Source organism: Streptomyces sp. NPDC017529 (genome assembly GCF_044329785.1).
GTDB lineage: Bacteria > Actinomycetota > Actinomycetes > Streptomycetales > Streptomycetaceae > Streptomyces.
Window position 1 is genome coordinate 253,835 of the sequence record NZ_JBIRJY010000004.1, and the last position, 22,304, is coordinate 276,138.

The 22,304-nt window shown below is 71.7% G+C and carries 21 protein-coding genes and 1 pseudogene; 7 read left to right on the top strand and 15 right to left on the bottom strand.

Annotation, left to right across the window (positions count from 1 at the left end):
- Nucleotides 1–157: 157 nt before the first annotated feature.
- The 5 genes from ACH4K4_RS11840 to ACH4K4_RS11860 all read right to left on the bottom strand — a co-directional run bounded on the left by ACH4K4_RS11840 (nucleotide 158) and on the right by ACH4K4_RS11860 (nucleotide 7,303).
- Nucleotides 158–2,398, bottom strand: a complete 2,241-nt coding sequence (locus ACH4K4_RS11840) for a SpoIIE family protein phosphatase (protein WP_398166670.1) — start codon at nucleotides 2,396–2,398, stop codon at nucleotides 158–160.
- A 47-nt stretch (nucleotides 2,399–2,445) separates the two neighbouring features.
- Entirely contained in the window at nucleotides 2,446–3,129 is a 684-nt protein-coding gene (locus ACH4K4_RS11845) for a class I SAM-dependent DNA methyltransferase (RefSeq protein ID WP_398166671.1), read from the bottom strand.
- A gap of 237 nt (nucleotides 3,130–3,366) precedes the next feature.
- On the bottom strand, nucleotides 3,367–4,080 hold the full coding sequence (locus tag ACH4K4_RS11850; protein WP_398166672.1) for a DUF402 domain-containing protein: 714 nt from the start codon (nucleotides 4,078–4,080) through the stop codon (nucleotides 3,367–3,369).
- A gap of 56 nt (nucleotides 4,081–4,136) precedes the next feature.
- A complete protein-coding gene (locus tag ACH4K4_RS11855; RefSeq protein WP_398166674.1) occupies nucleotides 4,137–5,549 on the bottom strand; it encodes a class II fumarate hydratase in 1,413 nt (470 codons plus the stop codon).
- Nucleotides 5,550–5,608: 59 nt separating this feature from the next.
- A complete protein-coding gene (locus tag ACH4K4_RS11860) occupies nucleotides 5,609–7,303 on the bottom strand; it encodes a fumarate hydratase (protein WP_398166676.1) in 1,695 nt (564 codons plus the stop codon).
- Nucleotides 7,304–7,473: 170 nt separating this feature from the next.
- Here ACH4K4_RS11860 and ACH4K4_RS11865 point away from each other — a divergent pair, with 170 nt between their 5' ends.
- Both ACH4K4_RS11865 and ACH4K4_RS11870 read left to right on the top strand, forming a co-directional pair.
- Complete coding sequence (locus ACH4K4_RS11865; protein ID WP_398166677.1) at nucleotides 7,474–8,217, top strand: DUF1707 domain-containing protein; 744 nt, start codon at nucleotides 7,474–7,476, stop codon at nucleotides 8,215–8,217.
- Nucleotides 8,218–8,419: 202 nt separating this feature from the next.
- Entirely contained in the window at nucleotides 8,420–8,779 is a 360-nt protein-coding gene (locus ACH4K4_RS11870; RefSeq protein WP_398166679.1) for a WhiB family transcriptional regulator, read from the top strand.
- A 126-nt stretch (nucleotides 8,780–8,905) separates the two neighbouring features.
- Here ACH4K4_RS11870 and glpX read toward each other — a convergent pair whose 3' ends face one another.
- A complete protein-coding gene (glpX, locus tag ACH4K4_RS11875) occupies nucleotides 8,906–9,937 on the bottom strand; it encodes a class II fructose-bisphosphatase (protein WP_398166681.1) in 1,032 nt (343 codons plus the stop codon).
- 211 nt (nucleotides 9,938–10,148) lie between these two features.
- Between glpX and ACH4K4_RS11880 the strand changes: the two genes are divergently transcribed.
- The gene (locus ACH4K4_RS11880; protein WP_398167177.1) at nucleotides 10,149–10,685 is read left to right on the top strand and encodes a DUF4245 domain-containing protein; all 537 of its coding nucleotides are present in this window, start codon (nucleotides 10,149–10,151) and stop codon (nucleotides 10,683–10,685) included.
- A 165-nt stretch (nucleotides 10,686–10,850) separates the two neighbouring features.
- On the opposite strand, the gene ACH4K4_RS11885 is transcribed toward ACH4K4_RS11880, so the two are convergent.
- The 4 genes from ACH4K4_RS11885 to ACH4K4_RS11900 all read right to left on the bottom strand — a co-directional run bounded on the left by ACH4K4_RS11885 (nucleotide 10,851) and on the right by ACH4K4_RS11900 (nucleotide 14,610).
- A complete protein-coding gene (locus tag ACH4K4_RS11885) occupies nucleotides 10,851–11,444 on the bottom strand; it encodes a malonic semialdehyde reductase (RefSeq protein ID WP_398166682.1) in 594 nt (197 codons plus the stop codon).
- 144 nt (nucleotides 11,445–11,588) lie between these two features.
- The gene (locus ACH4K4_RS11890; protein WP_398166683.1) at nucleotides 11,589–11,867 is read right to left on the bottom strand and encodes an exodeoxyribonuclease VII small subunit; all 279 of its coding nucleotides are present in this window, start codon (nucleotides 11,865–11,867) and stop codon (nucleotides 11,589–11,591) included.
- A gap of 10 nt (nucleotides 11,868–11,877) precedes the next feature.
- Nucleotides 11,878–13,113 carry an exodeoxyribonuclease VII large subunit gene (xseA, locus tag ACH4K4_RS11895; protein ID WP_398166685.1) on the bottom strand — a complete coding sequence of 412 codons (1,236 nt, stop codon included), beginning with the start codon at nucleotides 13,111–13,113 and terminating at the stop codon, nucleotides 11,878–11,880.
- A gap of 72 nt (nucleotides 13,114–13,185) precedes the next feature.
- Nucleotides 13,186–14,610: an APC family permease gene (locus ACH4K4_RS11900; protein ID WP_398166686.1), complete on the bottom strand. Its 1,425-nt coding sequence runs from the start codon at nucleotides 14,608–14,610 to the stop codon at nucleotides 13,186–13,188.
- Between the two features lie 221 nt (nucleotides 14,611–14,831).
- Between ACH4K4_RS11900 and ACH4K4_RS11905 the strand changes: the two genes are divergently transcribed.
- Both ACH4K4_RS11905 and ppgK read left to right on the top strand, forming a co-directional pair.
- Nucleotides 14,832–15,875 (top strand): 4-hydroxy-3-methylbut-2-enyl diphosphate reductase, encoded by a 1,044-nt coding sequence (locus ACH4K4_RS11905; RefSeq protein ID WP_398166688.1) that lies wholly within the window; start codon nucleotides 14,832–14,834, stop codon nucleotides 15,873–15,875.
- 89 nt (nucleotides 15,876–15,964) lie between these two features.
- Nucleotides 15,965–16,828, top strand: a complete 864-nt coding sequence (gene ppgK / locus ACH4K4_RS11910) for a polyphosphate--glucose phosphotransferase (RefSeq protein ID WP_398166690.1) — start codon at nucleotides 15,965–15,967, stop codon at nucleotides 16,826–16,828.
- Here the strand turns inward: ppgK and ACH4K4_RS11915 are convergent.
- Complete coding sequence (locus tag ACH4K4_RS11915; RefSeq protein ID WP_398166692.1) at nucleotides 16,794–17,462, bottom strand: DUF6542 domain-containing protein; 669 nt, start codon at nucleotides 17,460–17,462, stop codon at nucleotides 16,794–16,796. The two genes, ppgK and ACH4K4_RS11915, sit on opposite strands and share 35 nt — an antisense overlap.
- A 557-nt stretch (nucleotides 17,463–18,019) precedes the next feature.
- Here ACH4K4_RS11915 and ychF point away from each other — a divergent pair.
- A complete protein-coding gene (gene ychF, locus ACH4K4_RS11920) occupies nucleotides 18,020–19,108 on the top strand; it encodes a redox-regulated ATPase YchF (RefSeq protein WP_398166694.1) in 1,089 nt (362 codons plus the stop codon).
- A gap of 134 nt (nucleotides 19,109–19,242) precedes the next feature.
- On the opposite strand, the gene ACH4K4_RS11925 is transcribed toward ychF, so the two are convergent.
- From ACH4K4_RS11925 to ACH4K4_RS11935, 3 genes and pseudogenes are all read right to left on the bottom strand, one after another.
- Nucleotides 19,243–19,506: a type II toxin-antitoxin system RelE/ParE family toxin gene (locus ACH4K4_RS11925; RefSeq protein WP_398166695.1), complete on the bottom strand. Its 264-nt coding sequence runs from the start codon at nucleotides 19,504–19,506 to the stop codon at nucleotides 19,243–19,245.
- Nucleotides 19,499–19,768 carry a type II toxin-antitoxin system Phd/YefM family antitoxin gene (locus ACH4K4_RS11930; protein WP_398166696.1) on the bottom strand — a complete coding sequence of 90 codons (270 nt, stop codon included), beginning with the start codon at nucleotides 19,766–19,768 and terminating at the stop codon, nucleotides 19,499–19,501. The genes ACH4K4_RS11925 and ACH4K4_RS11930 overlap by 8 nt, the downstream gene beginning before the upstream one ends.
- 126 nt (nucleotides 19,769–19,894) lie before the next feature.
- Nucleotides 19,895–20,345 (bottom strand): annotated as a pseudogene (locus tag ACH4K4_RS11935) (Uma2 family endonuclease).
- Between the two features lie 110 nt (nucleotides 20,346–20,455).
- Here ACH4K4_RS11935 and ACH4K4_RS11940 point away from each other — a divergent pair.
- On the top strand, nucleotides 20,456–21,436 hold the full coding sequence (locus ACH4K4_RS11940) for an alpha/beta fold hydrolase (protein ID WP_398166697.1): 981 nt from the start codon (nucleotides 20,456–20,458) through the stop codon (nucleotides 21,434–21,436).
- On the opposite strand, the gene ACH4K4_RS11945 is transcribed toward ACH4K4_RS11940, so the two are convergent.
- Nucleotides 21,424–22,146 carry a PIG-L deacetylase family protein gene (locus tag ACH4K4_RS11945; RefSeq protein ID WP_398167179.1) on the bottom strand — a complete coding sequence of 241 codons (723 nt, stop codon included), beginning with the start codon at nucleotides 22,144–22,146 and terminating at the stop codon, nucleotides 21,424–21,426. The two genes, ACH4K4_RS11940 and ACH4K4_RS11945, sit on opposite strands and share 13 nt — an antisense overlap.
- Nucleotides 22,147–22,304: the final 158 nt, after the last annotated feature.

Here is a 22,304-nt window from a genome sequence, read left to right on the forward strand (position 1 = left end):
GGTCGTCAGTCCCTCGTGCACCTCAGAAGTCAACTCCGCCGACGCGGTGTCGGCAACCGTTGGACGCGGTCCAGTTCGGGACGGAGTCCGGGCGCGGCGGGATCGGTTGTGCGCTCCGGCGGTACCCGTGCGCCCGCGCACGCCCGGGGGCGCACCGTTACAGCGCGCCCTCCTGCGCGCCCCCGAACGGCATGGACAGCTCGAACCACACCACCTTCCCCGTGCTCAGGCGCGTCGCGCCCCAGCGCCGGGCCATCCGGTTGACCAGATACAGGCCGCGACCGCCCTCGTCGGACGGGCGCGCCTGACGCAGCCGGGGCAGCTGCGGCACATCGTCGCCGACCTCGCAGCGCAGCACGTCCGTCCGCAGCAGCCGCAGCGTGATCGGCCGCTCCGCGTACCGCACCGCGTTCGTCACCACCTCGCTGACCAGCAGCTCCAACTGGTCGGTCAGCTCCTCCAGGCCCCACCGCGACAGCGCCCTGCGGGCCAAGCGGCGCGCCTGCCCCGCCGTCTGCGCCTTCGGGTCCAGGTACCAGTACGCGACATCGCTCGGCGCGATCCCGTCGAAGCGGGCCGCGAGCAGCGCGATGTCGTCGTCCCGGTCGCCCGGCCCGAGCATGTCCAGCACCTCGTCGCACAGCGGCTCCAGCGGCGGCGGGTTGGGCCCGGTCAGCCGGGCCGTCTCCGTCAGCCGCTCGCGCAGCTGCTCTATCCCGGTCCACACGTCCCGGATACGGGATTCGACCAGGCCGTCCGTGTACAGGACGAGCGTGGCGCCCGCCGGGGCGTCCAGCTCGACCGCCTCGAAGTCCACCCCGCCCACGCCGATCGGCGCGCCCGGCGGCACCCGCAGCACCTCGGCGCGCCCGCCGCGGTGCAGCATCACGGGCGGCGGGTGCCCGGCGTTGGCGACCATGATGCGGTGCGCCACCGGGTCGTAGACCGCGTACAGGCACGTCGCCATCCGGTCGGAGCCGAGCCGCTGCGCCTGCTCGTCGAGGTGGTGCAGCACCTCCTGCGGCGGCAGGTCGAGACCGGCCAGCGTCTGCGCGGTGGTGCGCAGCTGGCCCATGATCGCCGCCGAGGTCATGGAGTGGCCCATGACGTCACCGACCACCAGGGCCACCCGGCTGCCGGGCAGCGGGATCGCGTCGTACCAGTCGCCGCCCACCCGGGCCGTCTCGGCGGCGGGCAGGTAGCGGCTGGCCAGCCGCACGCCGGTGGGCTGCGGCAGCGAGTCCGGCAGCATCGTGCGCTGGAGCGCGTCCGCGATGTACGCCTCGCGCCCGTACAGCACCGCCTTGTCCACGCCCAGCGCGGTGTGCGTCGCCAGCTGCGCCGCCACCAGCAGGTCGTCCGCCTCGAAGGCCGGGCGGTCGGGACGGCGCAGGAACACCGCCGCGCCGATCACCCGGCGGCGGCCGCGCAGCGGCGCCAGGACCACCCGGTGTCCGGTGGGCAGGTGGGTGAGCGGGCCGAGCAGTTCGGGCAGCGCGGCGCGCGCCGCCTGGGCCTCGCCGAACAGCGGCCGTACGCCGCGCAGCACCTCCGCCAGCGGCCCGCCCGGCAGCACCTCGGACAGCTCCGCCGCGCTGCCGCCCATCGCCGGGCTCAGGTCCGGCTGCGCGGGCAGCATCGGCAGGCGGCCGCCGTTGGTGTCCGGCTCCTCGGGGATCCGGTCGGTACGGCGCAGCCGCAGCACCACCGGGCCGGTCGGCCGTTCGTCGCCCACCGGCAGCGGGTCGCGCAGGTACACCAGGATGGCGTCGGCGAACGTCGGCACGGTCGCCCGGCACAGCCCCAGCACGATCTCGTCGAGGTCTATGCCGCGGGCGATCCGCCGGGGCGCGGCGCCGATGAAGCGCAGCCGGTCGCCGCCCGCCTGACGGGCCGCCAGCACCTCGGCGCTCTCGGCCGTCTGCGCGGGGTGCGCCGACCTGGCGGGCGGCGCCTCGCGGCCGCCGGCCCGCTCGGGCTCACCGCCGCGCGCGCCGGACTCCACCGGCACGCCGTACGGGGCGGCGGGCGGCGGTACCACGGGCGGCCCGTCGGTGCGCGAGCGCGGCCGGCCGGCGCCGGGCTCCTCGCCCCGGCCCTCCAGCCCGTCGTCCGGTCCGCCGCCCGCCGGTCCGTGGCCGGCGGCGTGCCGGGGGCCGCCGTCCGCGGCGTACGCAGAATCGTCACCGCGCGGCGCCGCGGCGGACATCTCAGCCGCCCCGGCGGGCCGGGGCGCCGCCGGGCCGCAGCCGGGTGGCGCCGGCTGCCCCGGCGAACTGCGGGGGCCGGCGGCCGTACCGAAGGGCGCCGGCTCGGGCAGACCCCGGTGCGGGGTCGCCGAGGCCGCGGCAGGCGGGGCGGCCTGCCGCGTTTCGTGGGAGGTCGGGTGCTCCGTCACGCGTGGGATTCCATCCGTCCGGGGCTGCGCGCGTGGCGCGCCGCGTCTCAAGCGCGTCGCAGGTGCAGGAAGAGCTGGATCTCGGGTGGTAGGTCCGTACTGGCCGGGGCATACGCATACGAGTCCTCCCCGGTGACTTCGAAGCCCGCGTCGTGCACGACCTGGCGCAAGTCGTCCCGCAGGTAACCCGATACCCGGATCGTGTCACCCAGGAACGGAATCGCGCAGTCGTCCAGATCGGCCTCGACCATGGACAGCGCCAGCAGCCCGCCGGGCCGCAGCAGGGTGTGCAGCGATCGCAGCGCGTACGGGATCTCCCCGCGGGGCAGCATGAGCAGCGAGAAGAAGGCGACGGCCCCGTCGAAGGAGGCGGGACCGCCGAGTCGGCCGTCCCCGAGCGCCGCGACGTCGAGCCGGTGGAACTCGCCCTTCGGCACGTTCTCCCGGGCCAGCCCGACCATCGTGGGGGAGAGGTCGACCCCGACGACCTTGTGGCCCGCTTCCGCCAGCTGACGGGCCGTCGGCACGCCCGTACCGCAGCCGGCGTCCAGCACCCGGGAGCCGGGCGGCAGCCCGGCGGCGAGCCAGGCGCCGGCGGCGAGCTGGCCCTCCTTGTGCGGGAAGACCTCGTCGTACCGGTCGCCGATCGCGTCGAACGCCTCCGCCTGACCCGCCCGGTCCAGGACTAACCGGTTCAGGCCCTCGTATCCGTCGTAGCCTTCAGCGCTCACGACCTCGCCTCTCCTGCGACCGCGGTCAAGTTCCGTGCTCCGGATCGGGAGCCACGTCCGTGCAGTTCCGTGCAGTCTTGAGTTACGCCTGTGCAGTCTTGTGGAGGACGATCCTACGGTTGATCCCCAGGGGCGCATCAAGGGGGCTCACTCGCACGCCGTACCGCGCCCTCACCTGCTGGTCGGCGCGCCGGGGCGGAGACCGGGGCCACCGGCCCGCGCCCCCCGTACGCCGGCTCAGCGGCCGGTGACCGCCCGGTCCCAGTCCTCCGGCAGCCCCGGCACCTCCCACGCCGGGTCCGGCCGCCAGTTCTCCCACCCGGAGGCGAACGGCTCCCCCCACGCCCCGATGTGCGCGACCGCCGCGCGGCCCGCGGCCCGTACGTCGGCGGCCAGCGCGGGCGGCATCAGCCCGTCGCGCTGCGCCTGCGCGAACTCGTCCTCGTCGCGCCACTCCCAATGCCGGTCCGGGTACACGCAGATGTCCAGGAAGTGGTCCTGGGAGTCGATGCCGCCCGCCCAACGGTGACGGGGCTCCTCCAAGTTCACGTACCAGTTCTTGAAGTGCCAGCCGCGCTCCCAGAACAGCCACACCGACCAGGGGTCGCCGGGCCTGGCCAGCTTCAGCACCCCGCTGCCGAACCACTGGTCGCGGGCGGTGCGCCGCGGCTTGGTGTAGCGGGTGGCGAGCGGCTCGCGGTGGACGGGCGTCCCGTCGGCCAGCACCGGCTTGACGCAGGTCGTGCCGGGGGCCATCCACACCGCGAGCAGCTCGTCGGTGTCCTGTACGACGGTCATCGGACGGCAGATGTGGATGCCGTCGCCGGCGTTGTCGCGGTAGCGCCACAGGATCTGGTCACCGGGCGCCCAGCGCACCGGTCCGTCCGCGGCGCTTCGCGTGCCCTTCGCCCCGGCGGCGCCCTTCCTCGTCTCCACCATGTCCGCTGTCATGCGCAGATCTTAGAGGGGCGCCGATGTCCGTGCCGTGACGTATGCCGCACGGTCCGTTACGGATGTGTCATGCGCAGCACGTCCAGCGCCTCGTCCAACTGCCCCTCGGTCAGCAGGCCCTTCTCGACGTACCCGGACTCGACGACCACCTCGCGGATCGTCTTCCGCTCCGCGAGCGACTTCTTGGCGACCTTCGCGGCCTCCTCGTACCCGATGTACTTGTTGAGCGGGGTGACCACGGACGGGGACGACTCCGCGTACTCCCGGGCCCGTTCGGCGTTCGCGGTGATCCCGTCGACCGTACGGTCCGCCAGCAGCCGCGTGACGTTGGCCAGCAGCCGTACCGACTCCAGCACGTTCTTCGCGATGACCGGCAGCATCACGTTCAGCTCGAAGTTGCCGGCCGCGCCGGCCGCGGCCACCGTCGCGTCGTTGCCGGTGACCTGCGCGGCCACCATCAGCACCGCCTCCGGGATCACCGGGTTGACCTTGCCCGGCATGATGGACGAACCCGGCTGGAGGTCGGGCAGGTTGATCTCGGCGAGGCCGGTGCGCGGCCCCGAGGACATCCACCGCAGATCGTTGGCGATCTTCGTCAGGCCGACGCCGATGGTCCGCAGCTGGCCGCTGGTCTCCACCACCGCGTCCCGCGCGCCCTGCGCCTCGAAGTGGTTGCGCGCCTCGGTCAGCGGCAGTCCCGTCGTCCGCGCCACCTCGGCGATCACCGCGGCGGGGAAGCCGGGCGGGGTGTTGATGCCGGTGCCCACCGCCGTGCCGCCCAGTGGCAGTTCGGCCAGCCGCGGCAGCGCGGATCGCAGCCGCTCGACGCCGTAGCGGACCTGCGCCGCGAAGCCGCCGAACTCCTGGCCGAGGGTGACGGGCGTGGCGTCCATCAGATGCGTCCGCCCCGCCTTCACCACTTCGGCGAACTCCGTCTCCTTGCGCTCCAGCGCGCCCGCCAGGTGCTCCAGCGCGGGGATCAGGTCGTGCGTGACGGCCGCGGTCGCCGCGATGTGGATCGAGGAGGGGAAGACGTCGTTGGACGACTGGGAGGCGTTGACGTGGTCGTTGGGGTGCACGTCGCGGCCCAGCCGCTCGGTGGCGAGGGTCGCGATGACCTCGTTGGTGTTCATGTTCGACGACGTACCGGACCCGGTCTGGAAGACGTCGACGGGAAAGTGCTCGTCCCACTTCCCGTCGGCGACCTCCGCCGCGGCCTCCTGGATCGCCCCCGCGACGTCCTCGTCCAGCACACCCAGCTCGGCGTTGGCCTTGGCCGCCGCGGCCTTGATCCGGGCCAGCGCCTCGATGTGCGCCCGCTCCAGCCGCTGCCCGGAGACGGGGAAGTTCTCCACCGCCCGCTGCGTCTGCGCCCGCCACTTGGCACGGGCGGGCACCCGCACCTCGCCCATCGAGTCGTGCTCGGTCCGGTACTCGCCGTTCTCGCCGCTCAGGCCGTTGTCACTCATACCTGTCTCAGTGCCCGGGAACCACCATTCTGTTCCCGGGCACCGACACGTTTCGTCCGTCAGGCGGTACGTACCGGAATGCTCGTGAACGTGGGAGCCGGTGCCGGGTCCTGGAAGAAGTCGTTGCCCTTGTCGTCGACGACGATGAACGCCGGGAAGTCCTCCACCTCGATGCGCCAGACCGCCTCCATGCCCAGCTCCTCGTATTCGAGGACCTCGACCTTCTTGATGCAGTCCTGCGCCAGGCGGGCCGCCGGGCCGCCGATGGAGCCGAGGTAGAAGCCGCCGTGCGCGGCGCACGCGTCGGTGACCTGCTTGGAGCGGTTGCCCTTGGCCAGCATGACCTTCGAGCCGCCCGCCGCCTGGAACTGCTCGACGTAGGCGTCCATCCGGCCGGCCGTGGTCGGGCCGAAGGAGCCGGACGCGTAGCCCTCGGGGGTCTTCGCCGGGCCCGCGTAGTAGACCGGGTGGTTCTTCAGGTACTCCGGCATCCCCTCGCCCGCGTCCAGCCGCTCCTTGATCTTCGCGTGCGCGATGTCGCGGGCGACGACCAGCGTGCCGGTGAGCGAGAGGCGGGTCTTGACCGGGTGCTTGGTCAGCTCGGCCAGGATGTCGTCCATCGGCTGGTTCAGGTCGACGCGTACGGCGTCGAGGTCCGGGCCCGCGCCCTCGGTCAGCTCCGCCTCGGTCGTCTCCGGGAGGAAGCGCGCCGGGTCCTTCTCCAGCTGCTCCAGGAAGACGCCCTCGGCGGTGATCTTCGCCACGGCCTGGCGGTCGGCGGAGCAGGAGACGGCGATGGCGACCGGGCAGGACGCGCCGTGCCGGGGCAGGCGCACCACGCGCACGTCGTGGCAGAAGTACTTGCCGCCGAACTGCGCGCCGATGCCGATCTTCTGCGTCAGCTCGAAGACCTTCTCCTCCAGCTCCTTGTCCCGGAAGCCGTGGCCGGTGGGGGAGCCCTCGGCGGGCAGCTCGTCCAGGTAGTGCGCGGAGGCGTACTTCGCGGTCTTCATCGCGTACTCGGCGCTGGTACCGCCGACGACGATCGCCAGGTGGTACGGCGGGCAGGCGGCCGTGCCCAGCGAGCGGATCTTCTCCTCCAGGAACTTCATCATGCTCGCCTCGTTGAGGACGGCCTTCGTCTCCTGGTAGAGGAAGGACTTGTTGGCGCTGCCGCCGCCCTTGGCCATGAACAGGAACTTGTACGCGTCCCCGTCGGTGGCGTACAGCTCGATCTGGGCCGGCAGGTTGGAGCCGGTGTTCTTCTCGTCCCACATGGTCAGCGGGGCCATCTGCGAGTACCGCAGGTTCAGCTGGGTGTACGCGTCGTAGATGCCGCGGGAGAGGGCCTCCTCGTCACGGCCCTGGGTCAGGACGTGCTGGCCGCGCTTGCCCATGACGATCGCGGTGCCGGTGTCCTGGCACATCGGCAGCACGCCGGCCGCCGCGATGTTCGCGTTCTTCAGGAGGTCCAGGGCCACGAAGCGGTCGTTGGCGGACGCCTCGGGGTCCTCCAGGATGCGGCGCAGCTGGGCGAGGTGGGCCGGGCGCAGGTAGTGCGAGATGTCGTGCATCGCCTCGGCGGCCAGCTTGCGCAGCGCCTCCGGCTCGACCTTGAGGAACGTGCGCCCGTCGGCTTCGAAGGTGCTCACGCCCTCGGAAGTGACCAGGCGGTACGGGGTGTTGTCCTCGCCTACGGGCAGCAGGTCGGTATAGGCGAACTCCGGGCGGGCTGGGCGGGAGACGGGGGGCATCAGGGGTTATTCCTCACTGGGCGGTGGCTTTCGGCTGACATCTGCGGCAGCGCCTGAACAGCGTAGAACCCCCGCCGCCGGTCGCCGCTGTGAGGTAAGGCTCACCAAGGGCCGGCCCGGGGCCGCGCGTCCCCTAGTCGCGATCTATCGCGTTTCGGTACGCTGCCCCCGTGGACGAATCGTCGCTCGCCAAGCGAGCCCAGCAGCCGGTGAATCTGACCAAGCCCGTGGCCGAGGCGGAGCTGAGGGCCTCCGACGCGGACCGGGACCGGATCGCGGAGATCCTGCGCGAGGCGCTGGCGGTCGGGCGGCTGGACGCCGAGGAGCACTCCGAGCGCATCGACCTGGTCTACCGCGCGAAGACGATGGGCGAACTGGAGCCGCTGGTGCGCGATCTGCCGGCGGAGGGCGGTACGCCCCGGCCGCGGCCCGCGCCCGCCGCGTACGACGCCGAGCCGGGCGGCACGCCGCCGGACCAGACGATGGTCGCGATCTTCAGCGCCTCGACCCGCAAGGGCCGCTGGCGGGTACCCGGCCGTATCAACGCCGTCGCGGTCTTCGGCAGTGTGGAGATCGACCTGACCGAGGGGATCTTCCAGCAGCAGCAGGTCCACATCAACGTCACCGCGATCCTCGGCAGCGTGGAGATCCGGGTGCCGGAGAACGTGACGCTGCGCAGCAGCGGTTCCGGCGTGCTCGGCGCCTTCGAGGTCGAGACCAACGACTCGGTCGAGGCCGACGCCCCGGTCGTGATCGTCAACGGCTACGCGGTCCTCGGCAGCGTCGAGGCCAAGCCCAAGCGCGGCAAGTGGCTGCGCGACCTGCGCGACGACCTGCGCGAGGCCCGGCGCGCGTGGCACGAGCACCGCCACGACGAGCGGCGCGGGCGGCTGCACGGCGGATACGGCGACTGAGGCGTCGCGGACGGCGGTGTTCCGGCCGTCCCGGGCCCGAATACGCACTGCTCGGGGACGGTTCGCAACCGTGTGCATAAGCCCGCGCACAGCGGGTAGGGCTGGTGCATCGTCTCTCGTACGGCTGCGGGGTGCGAAAAGTCGTGCGCAGCGAGACGGGCAAGGGTGACTCTTTCGCCGAAGCCGTCGTCAGGAGTAGACCGTGCTGCTACCGCATCAGCCTCTGCAGGACACCGCAGTTGTTCCGCCCCAGCGAGTTCCCTCTCGCGAAGAGGCCGGTCCCTGGCACGCGGAGGCGGTGTGCCGCCGTGACGAAGCGGGACTGTTCTTCGCACCGTCCAAGGAGCCGACCGCCGCACGCTTGGCGCGGGAGGAGGCCGCCAAGCGGGTCTGCGCCCGCTGCCCGGTAGTGATCGAGTGCCGGGAGCACGCCCTGATGCAGCCGGAGCCCTACGGAGTGTGGGGCGGGCTGACCGCCGCCGAGCGCCGGGTCGTCCTGGCCCGCCGCCGGCGCAGGGAAACCGAACTGCAGCGCTCGGCACGGATGCAGGCCGCTGGTTGAGGCCGGCATGTCCGGCACGACAACGGGCCGGGGCCCCGCCGAAGAAGAACGGCGGAGTCCCGGCCCGTGCGTTGAGCGGGTGCGTGCGCCCGCACGCCGGTACGGCGGTGGCGCGTGCGGCCCGCGCTAGCTGGGGCGCTCGAAGTCGACCGAGCTGTACGCGCGCAGCTTGGAGAGCCGGTGCTCGGAGTCGACCCGGCGGATCGTGCCGGACTTGGAGCGCATGACCAGCGACGAGGTGGTCGCGGTCTCGGCGCGGTAGCGCACCCCGCGCAGCAGGTCGCCGTCGGTGATGCCGGTGGCGACGAAGAAGACGTTGTCGCCGCGGACCAGGTCGTCGGTCTGGAGCACCTTGTCCAGGTCGTGCCCGGCGTCGATCGCGCGCTGCCGCTCCTCGTCGTCCTTCGGCCACAGTTTGGCCTGAAGGGTGCCGCCCAGGCACTTGAGGGCGCACGCGGCGATGATGCCCTCCGGCGTACCGCCGATGCCCAGCAGCAGGTCGACGCCGGTGCCCTCGCGGGCCGCCATGATGGCGCCGGCCACGTCGCCGTCGGAGATGAACTTGATCCGCGCCCCGGCCTCCCGGACCTCCTTGGCCAGGCCGTCGTGGCGCGGCCGGTCCAGGATGACGACGGTGACGTCCTCGACGGAGGACTTCTTGGCCTTGGCGATCCGGCGGATGTTGACGCCGACGGGTGCGGTGATGTCGACGAAGTCGGCGGCCTCGGGGCCGGTGGCCAGCTTGTCCATGTAGAAGACCGCGGACGGGTCGAACATGGAGCCGCGCTCGGCGACGGCCATCACGGAGACGGCGTTGGCCATGCCCTTGGCGGTCAGGGTGGTGCCGTCGACCGGGTCCACGGCCACGTCGCACTCGGCGCCGGTGCCGTCACCGACCCGCTCGCCGTTGTAGAGCATCGGGGCGTTGTCCTTCTCGCCCTCCCCGATGACCACGACGCCGTTCATGGAGACGGTGTGGATCAGGGCGCGCATGGCCTTGACGGCGGCTCCGTCGGCACCGTTCTTGTCGCCGCGGCCGACCCACCGGCCCGAGGCCATGGCTCCGGCCTCGGTGACCCGGACGAGTTCCAGAGCGAGGTTGCGGTCGGGAGCCTCGGGGCTGACCTCGAGTTGGGACGGCAGATGATGCTCGGTCATCGAGCGCACCTTTCTGTACGGCGACGGCCGGAATGGCGAGGGTGGCTATGACTTTATCGGTACGTCGCCAAAATGAGCAGCGGACCCCACGCATGAGCGGCGTCAAGGCGCGAACCGGGCGCGTCCGCGTACGGCGGGGCCGGCCCCGCGAAGGGCGGGGGGTGCCTCCCGGCGGAGCCGGGCATGGGGGACGATAGAGGGCGTGGCAGGTATGCGAGGCAAGCAGACGGTTCGGGACATGGTCCTGTCGATGGCGGTGATCGGCGCCCTCGTCGCGGGCATCTATCTCTTCATCCCGCACAACGACAGCAAGACCGCCGAGGTCAACGCGGTCAAGACGGTCGACTACCGCGTCGAGGTCGCGACCGCGCGGCGCGCGGCGCCGTACCCGGTGGCGGCTCCCAAGGGGCTGCCCGAGGGCTGGCGCGCCACCTCCGTCTCGTACAAGGCGAGCAAGGACGGCAAGGGCGGCGCCTGGCACCTGGGCATGCTCGATCCGGAGCAGGAGTACGCGGCGCTGGAGCAGAGCGACGCGCCCGCGAAGAAGTTCGTCCAGGACGTCACGCTGGGCGCGGAGAAGGCCGCGGGCAAGCAGGCCGTCGGCGGCGTGAAGTGGGACCGCTACAAGGGCGAGAAGTACCGGGCCCTGGTGCGCGAGGAGGAGGGCGTCACGACGGTCCTCACGGGCACCGCGCCGTACGGGCGCCTCGCGGAGCTGGCCGCGTCCCTGGAGTCCGAGAAGGGGTAGGCGCCTTCGTCTGGCGCCTTCGCCTGGCGGCGGACCCGCCTGCCGGTCCGTACGACTCCGCAGGCATACGACGAGGCCGCCGCACCCGGGCTGGGTGCGGCGGCCTCGTCGTGCGCTGTCGCGCGGGCTGTGTCCACCAGGGGCGCCCCCGGAGCCCCGGCCGGCTCAGACGGTGGTGACGGCCTCGTCGAAGCCGAGCCGCGGCGAGCGCGGGAAGAAGGCGTCGGCGCCGGGCTTGCCGATGTTGACGACCATGAAGGCCTTCTGCTTGCCGTCGCCGAAGAACTCGTTGTCGATGCCGGCGAAGTCGAAGCCGGTCATCGGGCCGGCCGCCAGGCCGGCGGCGCGGACGCCGACGATGAAGTAGCCGGCCTGCAGCGTCGCGTTCTGGGCGCCGGCGGCCTCGCGGACGGCCAGCTCGGCGAAGTAGGCGTCCTTGATGCCGGGGGCGTGCGGGAACAGCGTCGGCAGCTTCTCGTGGAAGTCGAGGTCCGTGGAGAGGATCACGGTCAGCGGCGCGCTCAGGGTCTTCGGGCCGTTGGCGCCCATCGCGTACTTCACCAGGCGCTCGCGGGCGTCCTCGGAGCGGACCATGGTGATGCGCAGCGGCGACTGGTTGAAGGCGGTGGGGCCGAACTTCACCAGGTCGTAGATGGCCTGTACCTGCTCGTCCGTCACCGGCTCGTCCGTGAAGGAGTTGGCGGTCTGGGCCTCGCGGAAGAGGAGGTCCTGAGCGGCGGTGTCGAGAGCGAGAGACATGAGGGCACCTCGGGGGTCGTGGTTGATCCGTGTTCGGTGTCAACTGTAACCAAGATAGATTAAGTTTCAACTAATACGGGGGAAATGTGACCCGGTTCACAAAGGGGGTGACGTGCCCAGGGGACGCCCGGGGCCGCGCGGCCGCTACTCGGCCGCGTCCTCCTCCGCCAGCGCCGCGTCCAGCCGCGCCCGCGCCCCGTCCAGCCAGCGGCGGCAGACCTTCGCCAGCTCCTCGCCGCGCTCCCAGAGCGCGAGCGACTCCTCCAGCGTGGTCCCGCCGGCCTCCAGGCTGCGGACGACCTCGATCAGCTCGTCCCGGGCCTGTTCGTACCCGAGCGTGGACCCGTCCGGCTGCGCCGCGTCCGCGGTGCCGTCCGCCGTCGTGCCGTCGGCCACCGTGTCGTCCGTCTTCGCCTTCGCCATGCTTCCCACCCTATTCCGGGGCTGTGACATCGGGCCGTGAGCCGGCCACCCTGACCTGGAACTCACCCTCGGCGACCCGGGCCCGCAGCACGTCGTCGTCCGCGACCTCGCCGGGGGAGCGCACGGCCGCCCCGTCCGGCTTCTGGAGCACCGCGTAACCCCGCTCCAAAGTGGCCTTGGGGGAGAGGGCGACCACTCGCGCCAGTGTGTGCGACAGCTCGGAGTCGGCCCGGTCCAGCAGATGCCCCAGCGTGCGCCTGCCGCGCTCCAACAGAGCCGTGACCTGGTCCTCGCGCTCCTCGACCATCCGGTGGGGCCGCTCCATCGAGGGCCGGCTCAGCGCCGCGGCCAGGCCGCGCTCCTCGCGGTCCAGGTAGCCGCCGACCGCGCGCAGCGCCCGCTCCCGCAGCTGCTGGATGCGCGCGAACTCCTCGCCCACGTCCGGCACGACCTTCTTCGCCGCGTCGGTCGGCGTCGAAGCGCGCAGGTCGGCGACCAGGTCCAGCAGCGGCGAGTCCGGTTCGTGCCCGATCGCGGACACGACGGGCGTACGGGCCGCGCCCACGGCCCGTACCAGCTGCTCGTCCGAGAACGGCAGCAGGTCCTCGACGCTGCCGCCGCCGCGCGCCACGATGATCACGTCGACCTCGGGCAGCGCGTCCAGCTCCTTGACCGCCTCGATCACCTGCGGCACCGCGTGCACGCCCTGCACCGGCACGTTGCGCACCTCGAAGCGGACGGCGGGCCAGCGCAGCCGGGCGTTCTCCAGCACGTCCCGCTCGGCGGCGCTGGCCCGGCCGCACACCAGGCCGATCAGCTGCGGCAGGAACGGCAGTCCGCGCTTGCGCTCCGCCCGGAACAGGCCCTCGGCCGCCAGCGACTTCTTCAGCTGCTCCAGCCGCGCCAGCAGCTCGCCGACGCCCACCGGCTTGATCTCGGCGGCCCGCAGCGAGAGCTGGCCGCGCGGCGCGTACCACTCGGGCTTGGCGTGCACGACGACGCGCGCGCCCTCGCTGATCACGTCCGCGACCTTGTCGAAGACCTGGCGGTAGCACGTGACGCTCAGCGAGATGTCGTACGAGGGGTCGCGCAGCGTCAGGAAGACCACACCGGCCCCCGGCCGCCGCGACAGCTGCGTGATCTGCCCCTCGACCCAGACGGCCCCCAACCGGTCGATCCACCCCCCGATGAGCCGCGACACCTCGCCGACCGGGATCGGCGCCTCCGCAGACGTCCTCACACTCATCCCTTGAGCGTATAGCCCGGCACCGACAGCGGCGGGGTACGCGGCTCCGCGCCCGTACGGGCCGCCGCCGCGTCAGCCACCCGCCGCCCCGCCCTTCAGCCCGCCCTTCCGCCGCCCGTACTGCACCGCCAGCACCACCAGCCCCACCACCAACCAGACCGCGCCCACGACCTGCGCGGTCCCGGACGCCTCCACGACGACCGCGACCACCACCGCCAGGCCCAGCACCGGCACCAGGACGTGCCGCAGGAGATTCGGGCGCGCGGCCCGCTTGCGTACCCAGAACCAGCCGATCACCGACGCGTGCAGCAGGCCGAAGGCCGTCAGCGCGCCCACGTTCACGATGGAGGAGAGGTGGTCCAGGCCGTCGTCGCGCCGGGCCGCCCACACCGCCGCGACCAGCGTCACCACCGCGGCGCCCAGCAGCGCCCGCCGCGGCACCCCGCTGCCCGCGTCCACCTTCGACATCGCACCCGGCAGCCGCCGGTCCCGCGCCATCGCGAACAGCAGCCGCCCGGCCGCCGCCTGCCCGGCCAGCGCCGCGAACGCCGCACCGATCGCCTTGCTCGCCGCCACCAGCTTCTGGAGCCACTCGCCGACGGCCGCGTCCGCCGTCGTATAGAAGGCGTCACCCTGCCCGGCGGGCTGCGCCGCCAGCTCGGCCGCCGACATCGGCGCCAGCAGCGCCGCCAGATACGTCTGTACGGCGAACAGCACCCCCGCCACCACCAGGCAGGTCAGCACGGCCCGCGCCACCCGCGCCGATCCCCCCGCCGTCTCCTCCGCGAACGACGCGATCGCATCGAACCCCAGGTACGACAGCACCGCCACCGACACCGCGGCCAGCACCGCGCTCGGGGAGAAGGCCCCCTCGCCGGTCAGCGGCACCGACCAGCCCCGCTGCGCCCCGTCCGCGGCCAGCACCCACAACGCCGCCACCACGAAGACCGCCAGCACCACGAGCTCCATCGCCAGCACCGCGAAGCCGACCACGGCCGCGGCCCGCACCCCCCACAGGTTCAGGAGCGTGGTGACGACCACCGCGAGCGCCGTCCAGACCCACTGGTGCACGGACGGCACCAGCGCGTGCATGGCGATCCCGGAGAAGAGGTACGCGACCGCCGGGATCAGCAGGTAGTCGAGCATCGCCATCCACCCCGCGACGAAACCCGCGCTCTCGCCCAGCCCGACCCGCGCGTACGTGAACACCGAGCCGGCCTGCGGGGCGACCCGCACCATCTGCGCGTACGAATAGGCCGTGAAGGCCATCGCGACCGTCGCCACCACGTAGACGACGGTGATCGCCCCGTGCGACTTGGCCTGGAGCGTGCCGAAGATGCCGACCGGCGCCATCGGGGCGATGAACAGCAGCCCGTAGACGATCAGGTCACGGAAGGACAGCGTGCGCCGCAGCCCGCCGCCGTCCGGCGCTGCGGACGCGCCGGGCGCCCCGGGGGGCGGCGGGGAGGACGGGTTCGGCTCGGACGGTGCGGTCATGACGGACACCTCGGCAGGGGACATACGGGCCGACGATGATCGTCGGCTGCCCTCCAGCTTCGGGCAAGGCCGCGTCAGCGGCGGGATGGACGCGCCAGGAACGGGGCGGGCACCACGCCGACCGGGCGGGCGCGCCCGGCGCACCGCCCTCCGCGCACCCGCGACCGCGGTCACTCCATCGCGCCCCGGCAGATCACGTACCCCGAAGTCGGCCCCGTACGATGGATCGTATGACTGCTGCTACGCCCAGCCCGTCGCCCGCCACCGCCCAGGACGGAGACGTCTCGCGCGGCGAGGACCGCCGCCGGGTCCTGCTCGCCGCCCCCCGCGGCTATTGCGCGGGCGTGGACCGTGCCGTGATCGCCGTCGAGAAAGCCCTGGAGCAGTACGGCGCGCCCGTCTACGTGCGCCACGAGATCGTCCACAACAAGTACGTGGTCAAGACCCTGGAGAAGAAGGGCGCGATCTTCGTCGACGAGACGGCGGAGGTGCCCGAGGGCAACATCGTCATCTTCTCCGCGCACGGTGTCGCCCCGGTCGTCCACGACGAGGCCAAGCGCGGCAAGCTGGCCACCATCGACGCGACCTGCCCGCTGGTCACCAAGGTCCACAAGGAAGCCGTCCGGTACGCCAAGGAGGACTTCGACATCCTCCTGATCGGCCACGAGGGCCACGAAGAGGTCATCGGCACCAGCGGCGAGGCCCCCGACCACATCACCCTGGTCGACGGCCCCGACGACGTGAAGAACGTCGAGGTCCGCGACCCGGACAAGGTCGTCTGGCTCTCCCAGACCACCCTGTCGGTCGACGAGACCATGGAGACGGTCGGCGCCCTCAAGGGCCGCTTCCCCAACCTCCTCTCCCCGCCCAGTGACGACATCTGCTACGCCACCCAGAACCGCCAGATCGCCGTCAAGCAGATGGGCGCCCAGGCCGACCTCGTCATCGTCGTCGGCTCCAAGAACTCCTCGAACTCCGTCCGCCTCGTCGAGGTCGCCCTCGGCGCGGGCGCCGGCGCCGCCCATCTGGTCGACGGCGCCGAGGAGATCGAGGAGAGCTGGCTGGAGGGCGTGCGCACCGTAGGCCTCACCTCCGGCGCCTCCGTCCCCGAGGTGCTGGTCCACGGCGTACTGGACTGGCTCGCCCAGCGCGGCTACGAGGACGTCGAGACGGTCAAGTCCGCCGAGGAGTCCATCACCTTCTCGCTGCCCAAGGAACTCCGTCGCGACCTGCGCGCGGAGGCGAAGACGGCCGCTGAGGACTGAGACCGGGGGCCGAGGCCGGCCCACCGGTCCGGGCGGTGATCTCGGAAGTCGAGGGGTGAACCGGCCCGTCCGCGCCTAGCCTCATAGACATGAAGGTCTTTGGCGTGGACATCGGCGGGTCGGGCATCAAGGGCGCTCCGGTGGACCTGGAGCGCGGTGACCTGGCGGACGAGCGGTTCAAAGTGCTGACCCCGCATCCGGCCACCCCGGACGCGGTCGCGGACCGCGTCCGGCAGGTCGTGGATCATTTCGGCTGGACAGGGCCGGTCGGCGCGACGTTCCCCGGAGTGGTGACCGACGGCGTCACCCGTACGGCAGCCAACGTCGACCCGGGGTGGATCGACCGGAACGCCGCCGCGCTGCTGGCCGGCCGCCTCGGCGGCGACACCGGCGGCTGCCCGGTCACCATCCTGAACGACGCGGACGCGGCGGGCCTGGCCGAGATGCACTTCGGCGCGGGCAGGGACCGTACGGGCACGGTCGTCGTGCTCACCTTCGGAACCGGCATCGGCAGCGCCGTCTTCGCCGACGGCAAGCTGGTCCCCAACACCGAGCTGGGCCACCTGGAACTGCACGGCCACGACGCCGAGAAACGGGCGTCCACCAAGGTCAAGGACGACGAGGACCTGAGCTGGCAGCAGTGGGCGCGCCGCGTGCAGAAATACCTCGCCCACGTGGAGATGCTCTTGTCACCCAGGCTGTTCGTGATCGGCGGCGGCGTCAGCCGCAAGGCGGAGAAGTTCCTGCCGCTGATCGAGGGCGTCAAGGCGGAAATCGTCCCCGCGCAACTGCAGAACAACGCCGGGATCGTGGGTGCCGCCATGGCCGCCCGCGCCGCACTGAAGGACGGCCCCGCGGCCCCGGCGGGCGCGGGCGCCCCGCCGGGCCCCGCGGCCGCGACCGATGCCGACGCGGCCGCTACGTCGCAGGCCGGCTGGCCGGCCGATCCCTGACCTGGCCCGCGGGCTGTCCGGGGCCGCGGTGGTGCGCCCCCTGGCCCAGGCCGGGGCGCTGCCCCGGTCCCGGTCCCTGCTCCAGCCGCTGCCGCGTCCGCTCCTTGCGCGCCGGCGCTCGGCCGCCGGACGCCGGTGACGCCTGTCCCGGCGTACGCCCCCGGGGCGCGCGGCCACCCGCCCGGCGCGCCTGCCGAGCGGCCTGCCGCCGCGCGATGGCCGCCGCCTTGCGGACGACGACGATCAGCGCGCAGACCAGCGTCCCCGTGTAGAGCCAGCCGGCCTGCGTCGCCATCACCGTGAAGACGCCCATCAGCAGCCCGGCGATGCCGCCCGCGTTGTGGCTGATCGGAACGGTGCCGAGGGTGTACGCGATGGGCAGCGCGATCGGGGCGGTGATCAGGTCGTACGGCCGTACCCACAAGCCCGCGCACACGCTCACCAGCACGAAGAAGACCCCGTACACCGTCGGCGCGCCGTCGAACAGCAGCTGGTCGAGGGCGGCGAAGGCGAAGAGCGCGAGGGTGCCGAGCAGGCCGCAGCCCAGCCCGGTGAGCCGCGGCGCGGGAAACCGCGCCGCCGCGGCCGCCAGCGGAGCCAGGGGCCCGCGGCGGCGCGGCCGTACCCGGTACACGGTCGAACTCTCACCGCCGGGCTCATCCGCGCCCGGCGCGCGTGGGGCTCCGGGGGCCCGTGGGGCACCTGGCGCCCGCGGGGCGCCCGGACTCCCCGACGAAACCCGCATACCTCGGGCATCCCGGGCGTCCAAGGCATCTGAAGCGTCCGACGTAACGGCTTCCGCCGGGCGGGGAAACCGTGCGTCCTGGCCCGCTGCCGGACGGACGGTCCGGGGCGGACTGTGCTGGGGGCTGCGCGCTCTGTGTTGCTCCACTCGGCCACGGTAGGCCGCTAAGTGGGATTAATCGGTTACAGGACACGCGTTTTGTCCGACCGGACCAGCCCATTCGGTGGACAAACCACCCCACTCCCATCACACACCGTAACCACCCCTGCCCTCCTACCCCGTTCCCTGCGCTCTTCCCCTCCTCCCCCCGCCACCCGCCCGGCGGTGTCGGCTGCCCCGTAGACTGGGCGACCGGCCCATCGCGGGCCGACGGCCCCACGGGCCGCCCCGGCCCCCCGCGGGCCCGTACGAACCGCCGCCCAGTCCTCTCCCGGGAAGTCGCCACCGTGTCGCTCACGATCGGAATCGTCGGTCTGCCGAATGTCGGCAAGTCGACCATGTTCAACGCCCTGACCAAGAACGACGTGCTGGCGGCCAACTACCCGTTCGCCACCATCGAGCCCAACGTCGGCGTCGTCGGCGTCCCCGACCCGCGCCTGGCCAAGCTGGCCGAGATCTTCGACTCCCAGAAGATCCTCCCGGCCACCGTCGACTTCGTCGACATCGCCGGCATCGTCCGCGGCGCCTCCGAGGGCGAGGGCCTGGGCAACAAGTTCCTCGCGAACATCCGCGAATCCGACGCGATCTGCCAGGTCATCCGCGCCTTCAAGGACGAGAACGTCGTCCACGTCGACGGCAAGGTCTCGCCCAAGGACGACATCGAGACCATCAACACCGAGCTGATCCTCGCCGACCTCCAGACCATCGAGAAGGTCCTGCCGCGCCTCCAGAAGGAGTCGCGCATCAAGAAGGACGTCGCCCCGAAGGTCAAGGCGGTCGAGGAGGCCAAGGCGATCCTGGAGAAGGGCGACGCCCTCTTCTCGCAGGGCATCGTCCAGGGCTCCGAGCGCTCGGAACTCCTCCACGACCTCCACCTCCTCACCACCAAGCCCTTCCTCTACGTCTTCAACGTCGACGAGGACGAGCTGACCGACGAAGACTTCAAGGCCGAACAGCGCGCCCTGGTGGCCCCCGCCGAGGCCATCTTCCTCAACGCCAAGCTGGAAGCCGACCTCGCCGAACTCGACGAGGACGAGGCCCTCGAACTCCTCCAGTCCGTAGGCCAGGAAGATCCCGGCCTCGCCACCCTCGCCCACGTCGGCTTCAACACCCTCGGCCTGCAGACCTACCTCACCGCCGGCCCCAAGGAAACCCGCGCCTGGACCATCAAGAAGGGCGCCACGGCCCCCGAGGCGGCCGGCGTCATCCACACCGACTTCCAAAAGGGCTTCATCAAGGCCGAGGTCATCTCTTTCGAAGACCTGGTCGAGACAGGCTCGGTAGCCGAGGCCCGCGCAGCCGGCAAGGCCCGCATGGAGGGCAAGGACTATGTGATGCAGGACGGGGATGTGGTGGAGTTCCGGTTCAACGTGTGAGCGGATGAAATAACACCACGTCGCTGACTTAGCAAATATGCAGGTCATAAGGGATCGGACTCTCTCGAGTCCGATCCCTTCGTCGTCACCGTGCTGGCTGGGTGCTGGATATTCTGACGTGGGGTCAGCGGCAATCAGGGCTCGTAAACGGTGGACCGGTGTCCCGCGTGAACCACCCAGATCACCAGCTCTCCGTTGTCGATCGAGTAGACGGCGCGGTAGTCGCCCACGCGCAGGCGGCGACGCTCGGGCTGGGATACGAGCGCGGTGGTGTTGAAGCCGAGAGGGTCGGTTTCCAGCTCTGTCAGCTTGGCCAGGATGCGCAGCGCCATGTCGCGAGGGATCTTCCGCAGCTCTGCCTGCGCCTCGGGGCGGAAGACGGTTCGGTACTCACTCACCGCGCGCCAGTGTCTCCCTCATGATCTCCTCGATCGGGATGCCGGGTGCGGGGTTGGCCATGCGCTCGTCGATGATCCGGTTGATCTCGCGCTCTTCCCACTCCTGGTACTTGCGCAGCACCTCGATGGAGACGACGGCGGCGACTTCCTTGCCCCGGCGCGTGATCACCGTGGGTACGTCGTCGCGATCGGCGCGCTCGACGACCTCGGCCAGGTGAGCACGCACATCGCGGATGGACTCTATGGGCATCGGCTGCGTCATGTTCTCAAGCGTACCGAGTGTCCCAGGTGTACACAACGGCTGGAATCCGGAGTGGTCCCTCGCTCGCGCTGGATGACGCGAGTCCGACCCTTCCGACGTTTTCGTGTCGCCGATGGTGTACCGGCTTCAGGCGCTGCGCGGCGGAGCGAGCTTGTCCAGGTCGAGGCTGATTTCAAAGGGCACGGGGCGCCGAAGCGAGCCTCGGAAGATTCCGGCGGGCGCGTAGGCACGGGTCGGTTCGTCCAGCTCGTAGAGACACGACTTCGACGACGAGGCGTACGGCGTCGGGTGGACAGCTGGTGCGGTCGGGATCGTAAGGGAGGGTCGTCAGGAGGAGGTCCGGCTCGGGGCGGTTGCGGGCGTCGAGCCGGATGGTCATCTCCCGCTCGACCTCGAAGCCCGGGGGCGCCTGGGCCATGAGTGTGGTGGTCAGGGCGGTGACCATGCGGCCGTGCCACGACCGCTGCGGGGTCGTCCTGAACGTGAGTGCCCCGTCGATGAGTTCGGTGTGGCGTGGCGCCTCGGGGAGGCGGTCCAAGTCCTCCGCGAACCAGCCTTCCGTGCGGGGCGGTCGCATCCAGTCGGGCGGTGCGGCTGGTATAGGCCCAGCATAGCCCGGGATTTGGGGTGAATTCTTCGTTCGGGGGGATGATCTTGGGATGGGGTGGGGCGGCTTAGCTTGGTGGCATGACTGGTGCTTGTGGCGTTGAGGAATTTCGTGTTTCTGCTCCTGACGGTGTTGAGGTCGCTGTGCGGGACTATGGCGGGGATGGGCCGCCGTTGCTGCTCTTGCATGGGGCTGGGCGGACGTTGGAGGACTGGGCGTTGGTGGGGCCGCTGCTTGCTGGGCGGCATCGGGTGGTGGCGATGGATCTTCGGGCCCATGGGTTGTCGGGTGGTGGGCACGGGACGTGGACGTTTGCGATGGTGGTCGCGGATGTGGCGGCCGTGTTGGAGCGGTGTGGGATTCCGGATGCGGTGGTGGTGGGGCATTCGTTGGGAGGGATGGTTGCGGCGTTGTGTCTGGAAGGGGTGGAGGGGGCTGCGGGGGCGCCGGCTGCTGTGAATCTCGATGGGCATGGGATGGGGCGGCCTGAGCAGTATGTGGGGTTGGAGCGGGGGTATGTGGTGCAGCGGATGAGGGAGGCAAGGGAGTTCGCTGAGGCTGCTATGGGGCGGCCTTTGCCGGGAGGAGGGTTGGAGGGGGTGTTGGCGTACAACGCCACGATGGGGGATGAGTTGGGGGTTGCTGGTGGGTTGTTGGAGGCGGGGGTTCGACGGTCGGTGGGGGAGTCTGAGGATGGGCAGGTCTATTTGCGGCCCGAGCGGGTGGCGGGACTTGGGATGCAGGAGGCGATGGCGGGAATTGATTTGTTTGCGCTTTATCGGCGGGTGCGGCGGCCGCTGATGATTGCGCGGGCATTGCGTCCGAATCCTTCGACGCCTGGGCTGCCGTGGGTGGATGAGCTGATGGCGGCGTACGTGAAGGGGCTGCACGCCGATCTGGACGAGTTGGCGCGTACGCAGCCGTGGGTGGAAGTGGCGGGCGTGGAGGCGACGCACGCGATGCTGCTGGAGCGGCCGCGGGAGGTTGCCGAGCTGGTGGCGGCGTTTGTGGCGCGGGTCGCCGCACCTGGTGGCACCGGTGCCGGGAGTCAGCGGGGATAGAGCTGGAAGAGGGTGGCGGGGGTGCCGCGGTATCGGTCGCCCGCCGCGCGGAGCACGGGTTCGAGGAAGGAGCGGGCGTACGCGGCCGGGTCTTTGCCCGCGTCCTCCAGGCCCGTGATGTACGCGCGGTGTTCGGCGAGGGAGGCGACCGCCTGGTCGATTCCGGGGCCGACCTCCTTGGCGTGTGTCGGGTACGGAGAGCCGGCCACCGCGACCCAGCGGACGCCGTTCCAGGGGGCGAGTCCGAGTTCGGAGGTCAGGTCGGGGAAGATCCAGCGGTTGCCCGCGTCGCCGGCCGCGTCCAGGACGGCGCGGCCCACCACCCGGTGGTCCGGCGTGTTCCAGGCGACTCCGCCCCAGGTGTCGTGGTGGTTGAGGGTGATCAGCAGCTCGGGCCGGTGCCGGCGGACGGCGGCCGACAGGTCGCGGCGCAGGGGCAGCCCGGCCTCGATGACGCCGTCGCGGTGCCGGTCCAGGAATGCCACCGTCCGTACGCCGACCACGGCCGCGCTGGCCCGCTGCTCCGCCTCGCGGACCAGGGCGCACTCCTCGGGGCCGAGCCCGTCGATACCGGCTTCACCGCGCGTGACCAGGAGGTATGTGACCTCGCGCCCGGCGGCCGTCCACTCGGCGACGGCGGCTGCCGCGCCGTATTCGAGGTCGTCGGGGTGGGCGACGACGGCCAGCGCGCGCTGCCAGTCCTCCGGCATGGGGGAGAGGGGGGCGGCGGAGGTGGCGAGGGTGGTGGGGGTGCCGGTGCCGGCGGGGTCGTCGGGCACGGTGTGCTCCTTCCCTTGCCGCTCGGGCGCGGCTCGTGTGGGCGGGCAGCTCGTACAGACTCTCGCACGAAAGGTACGGCACCGCCGGG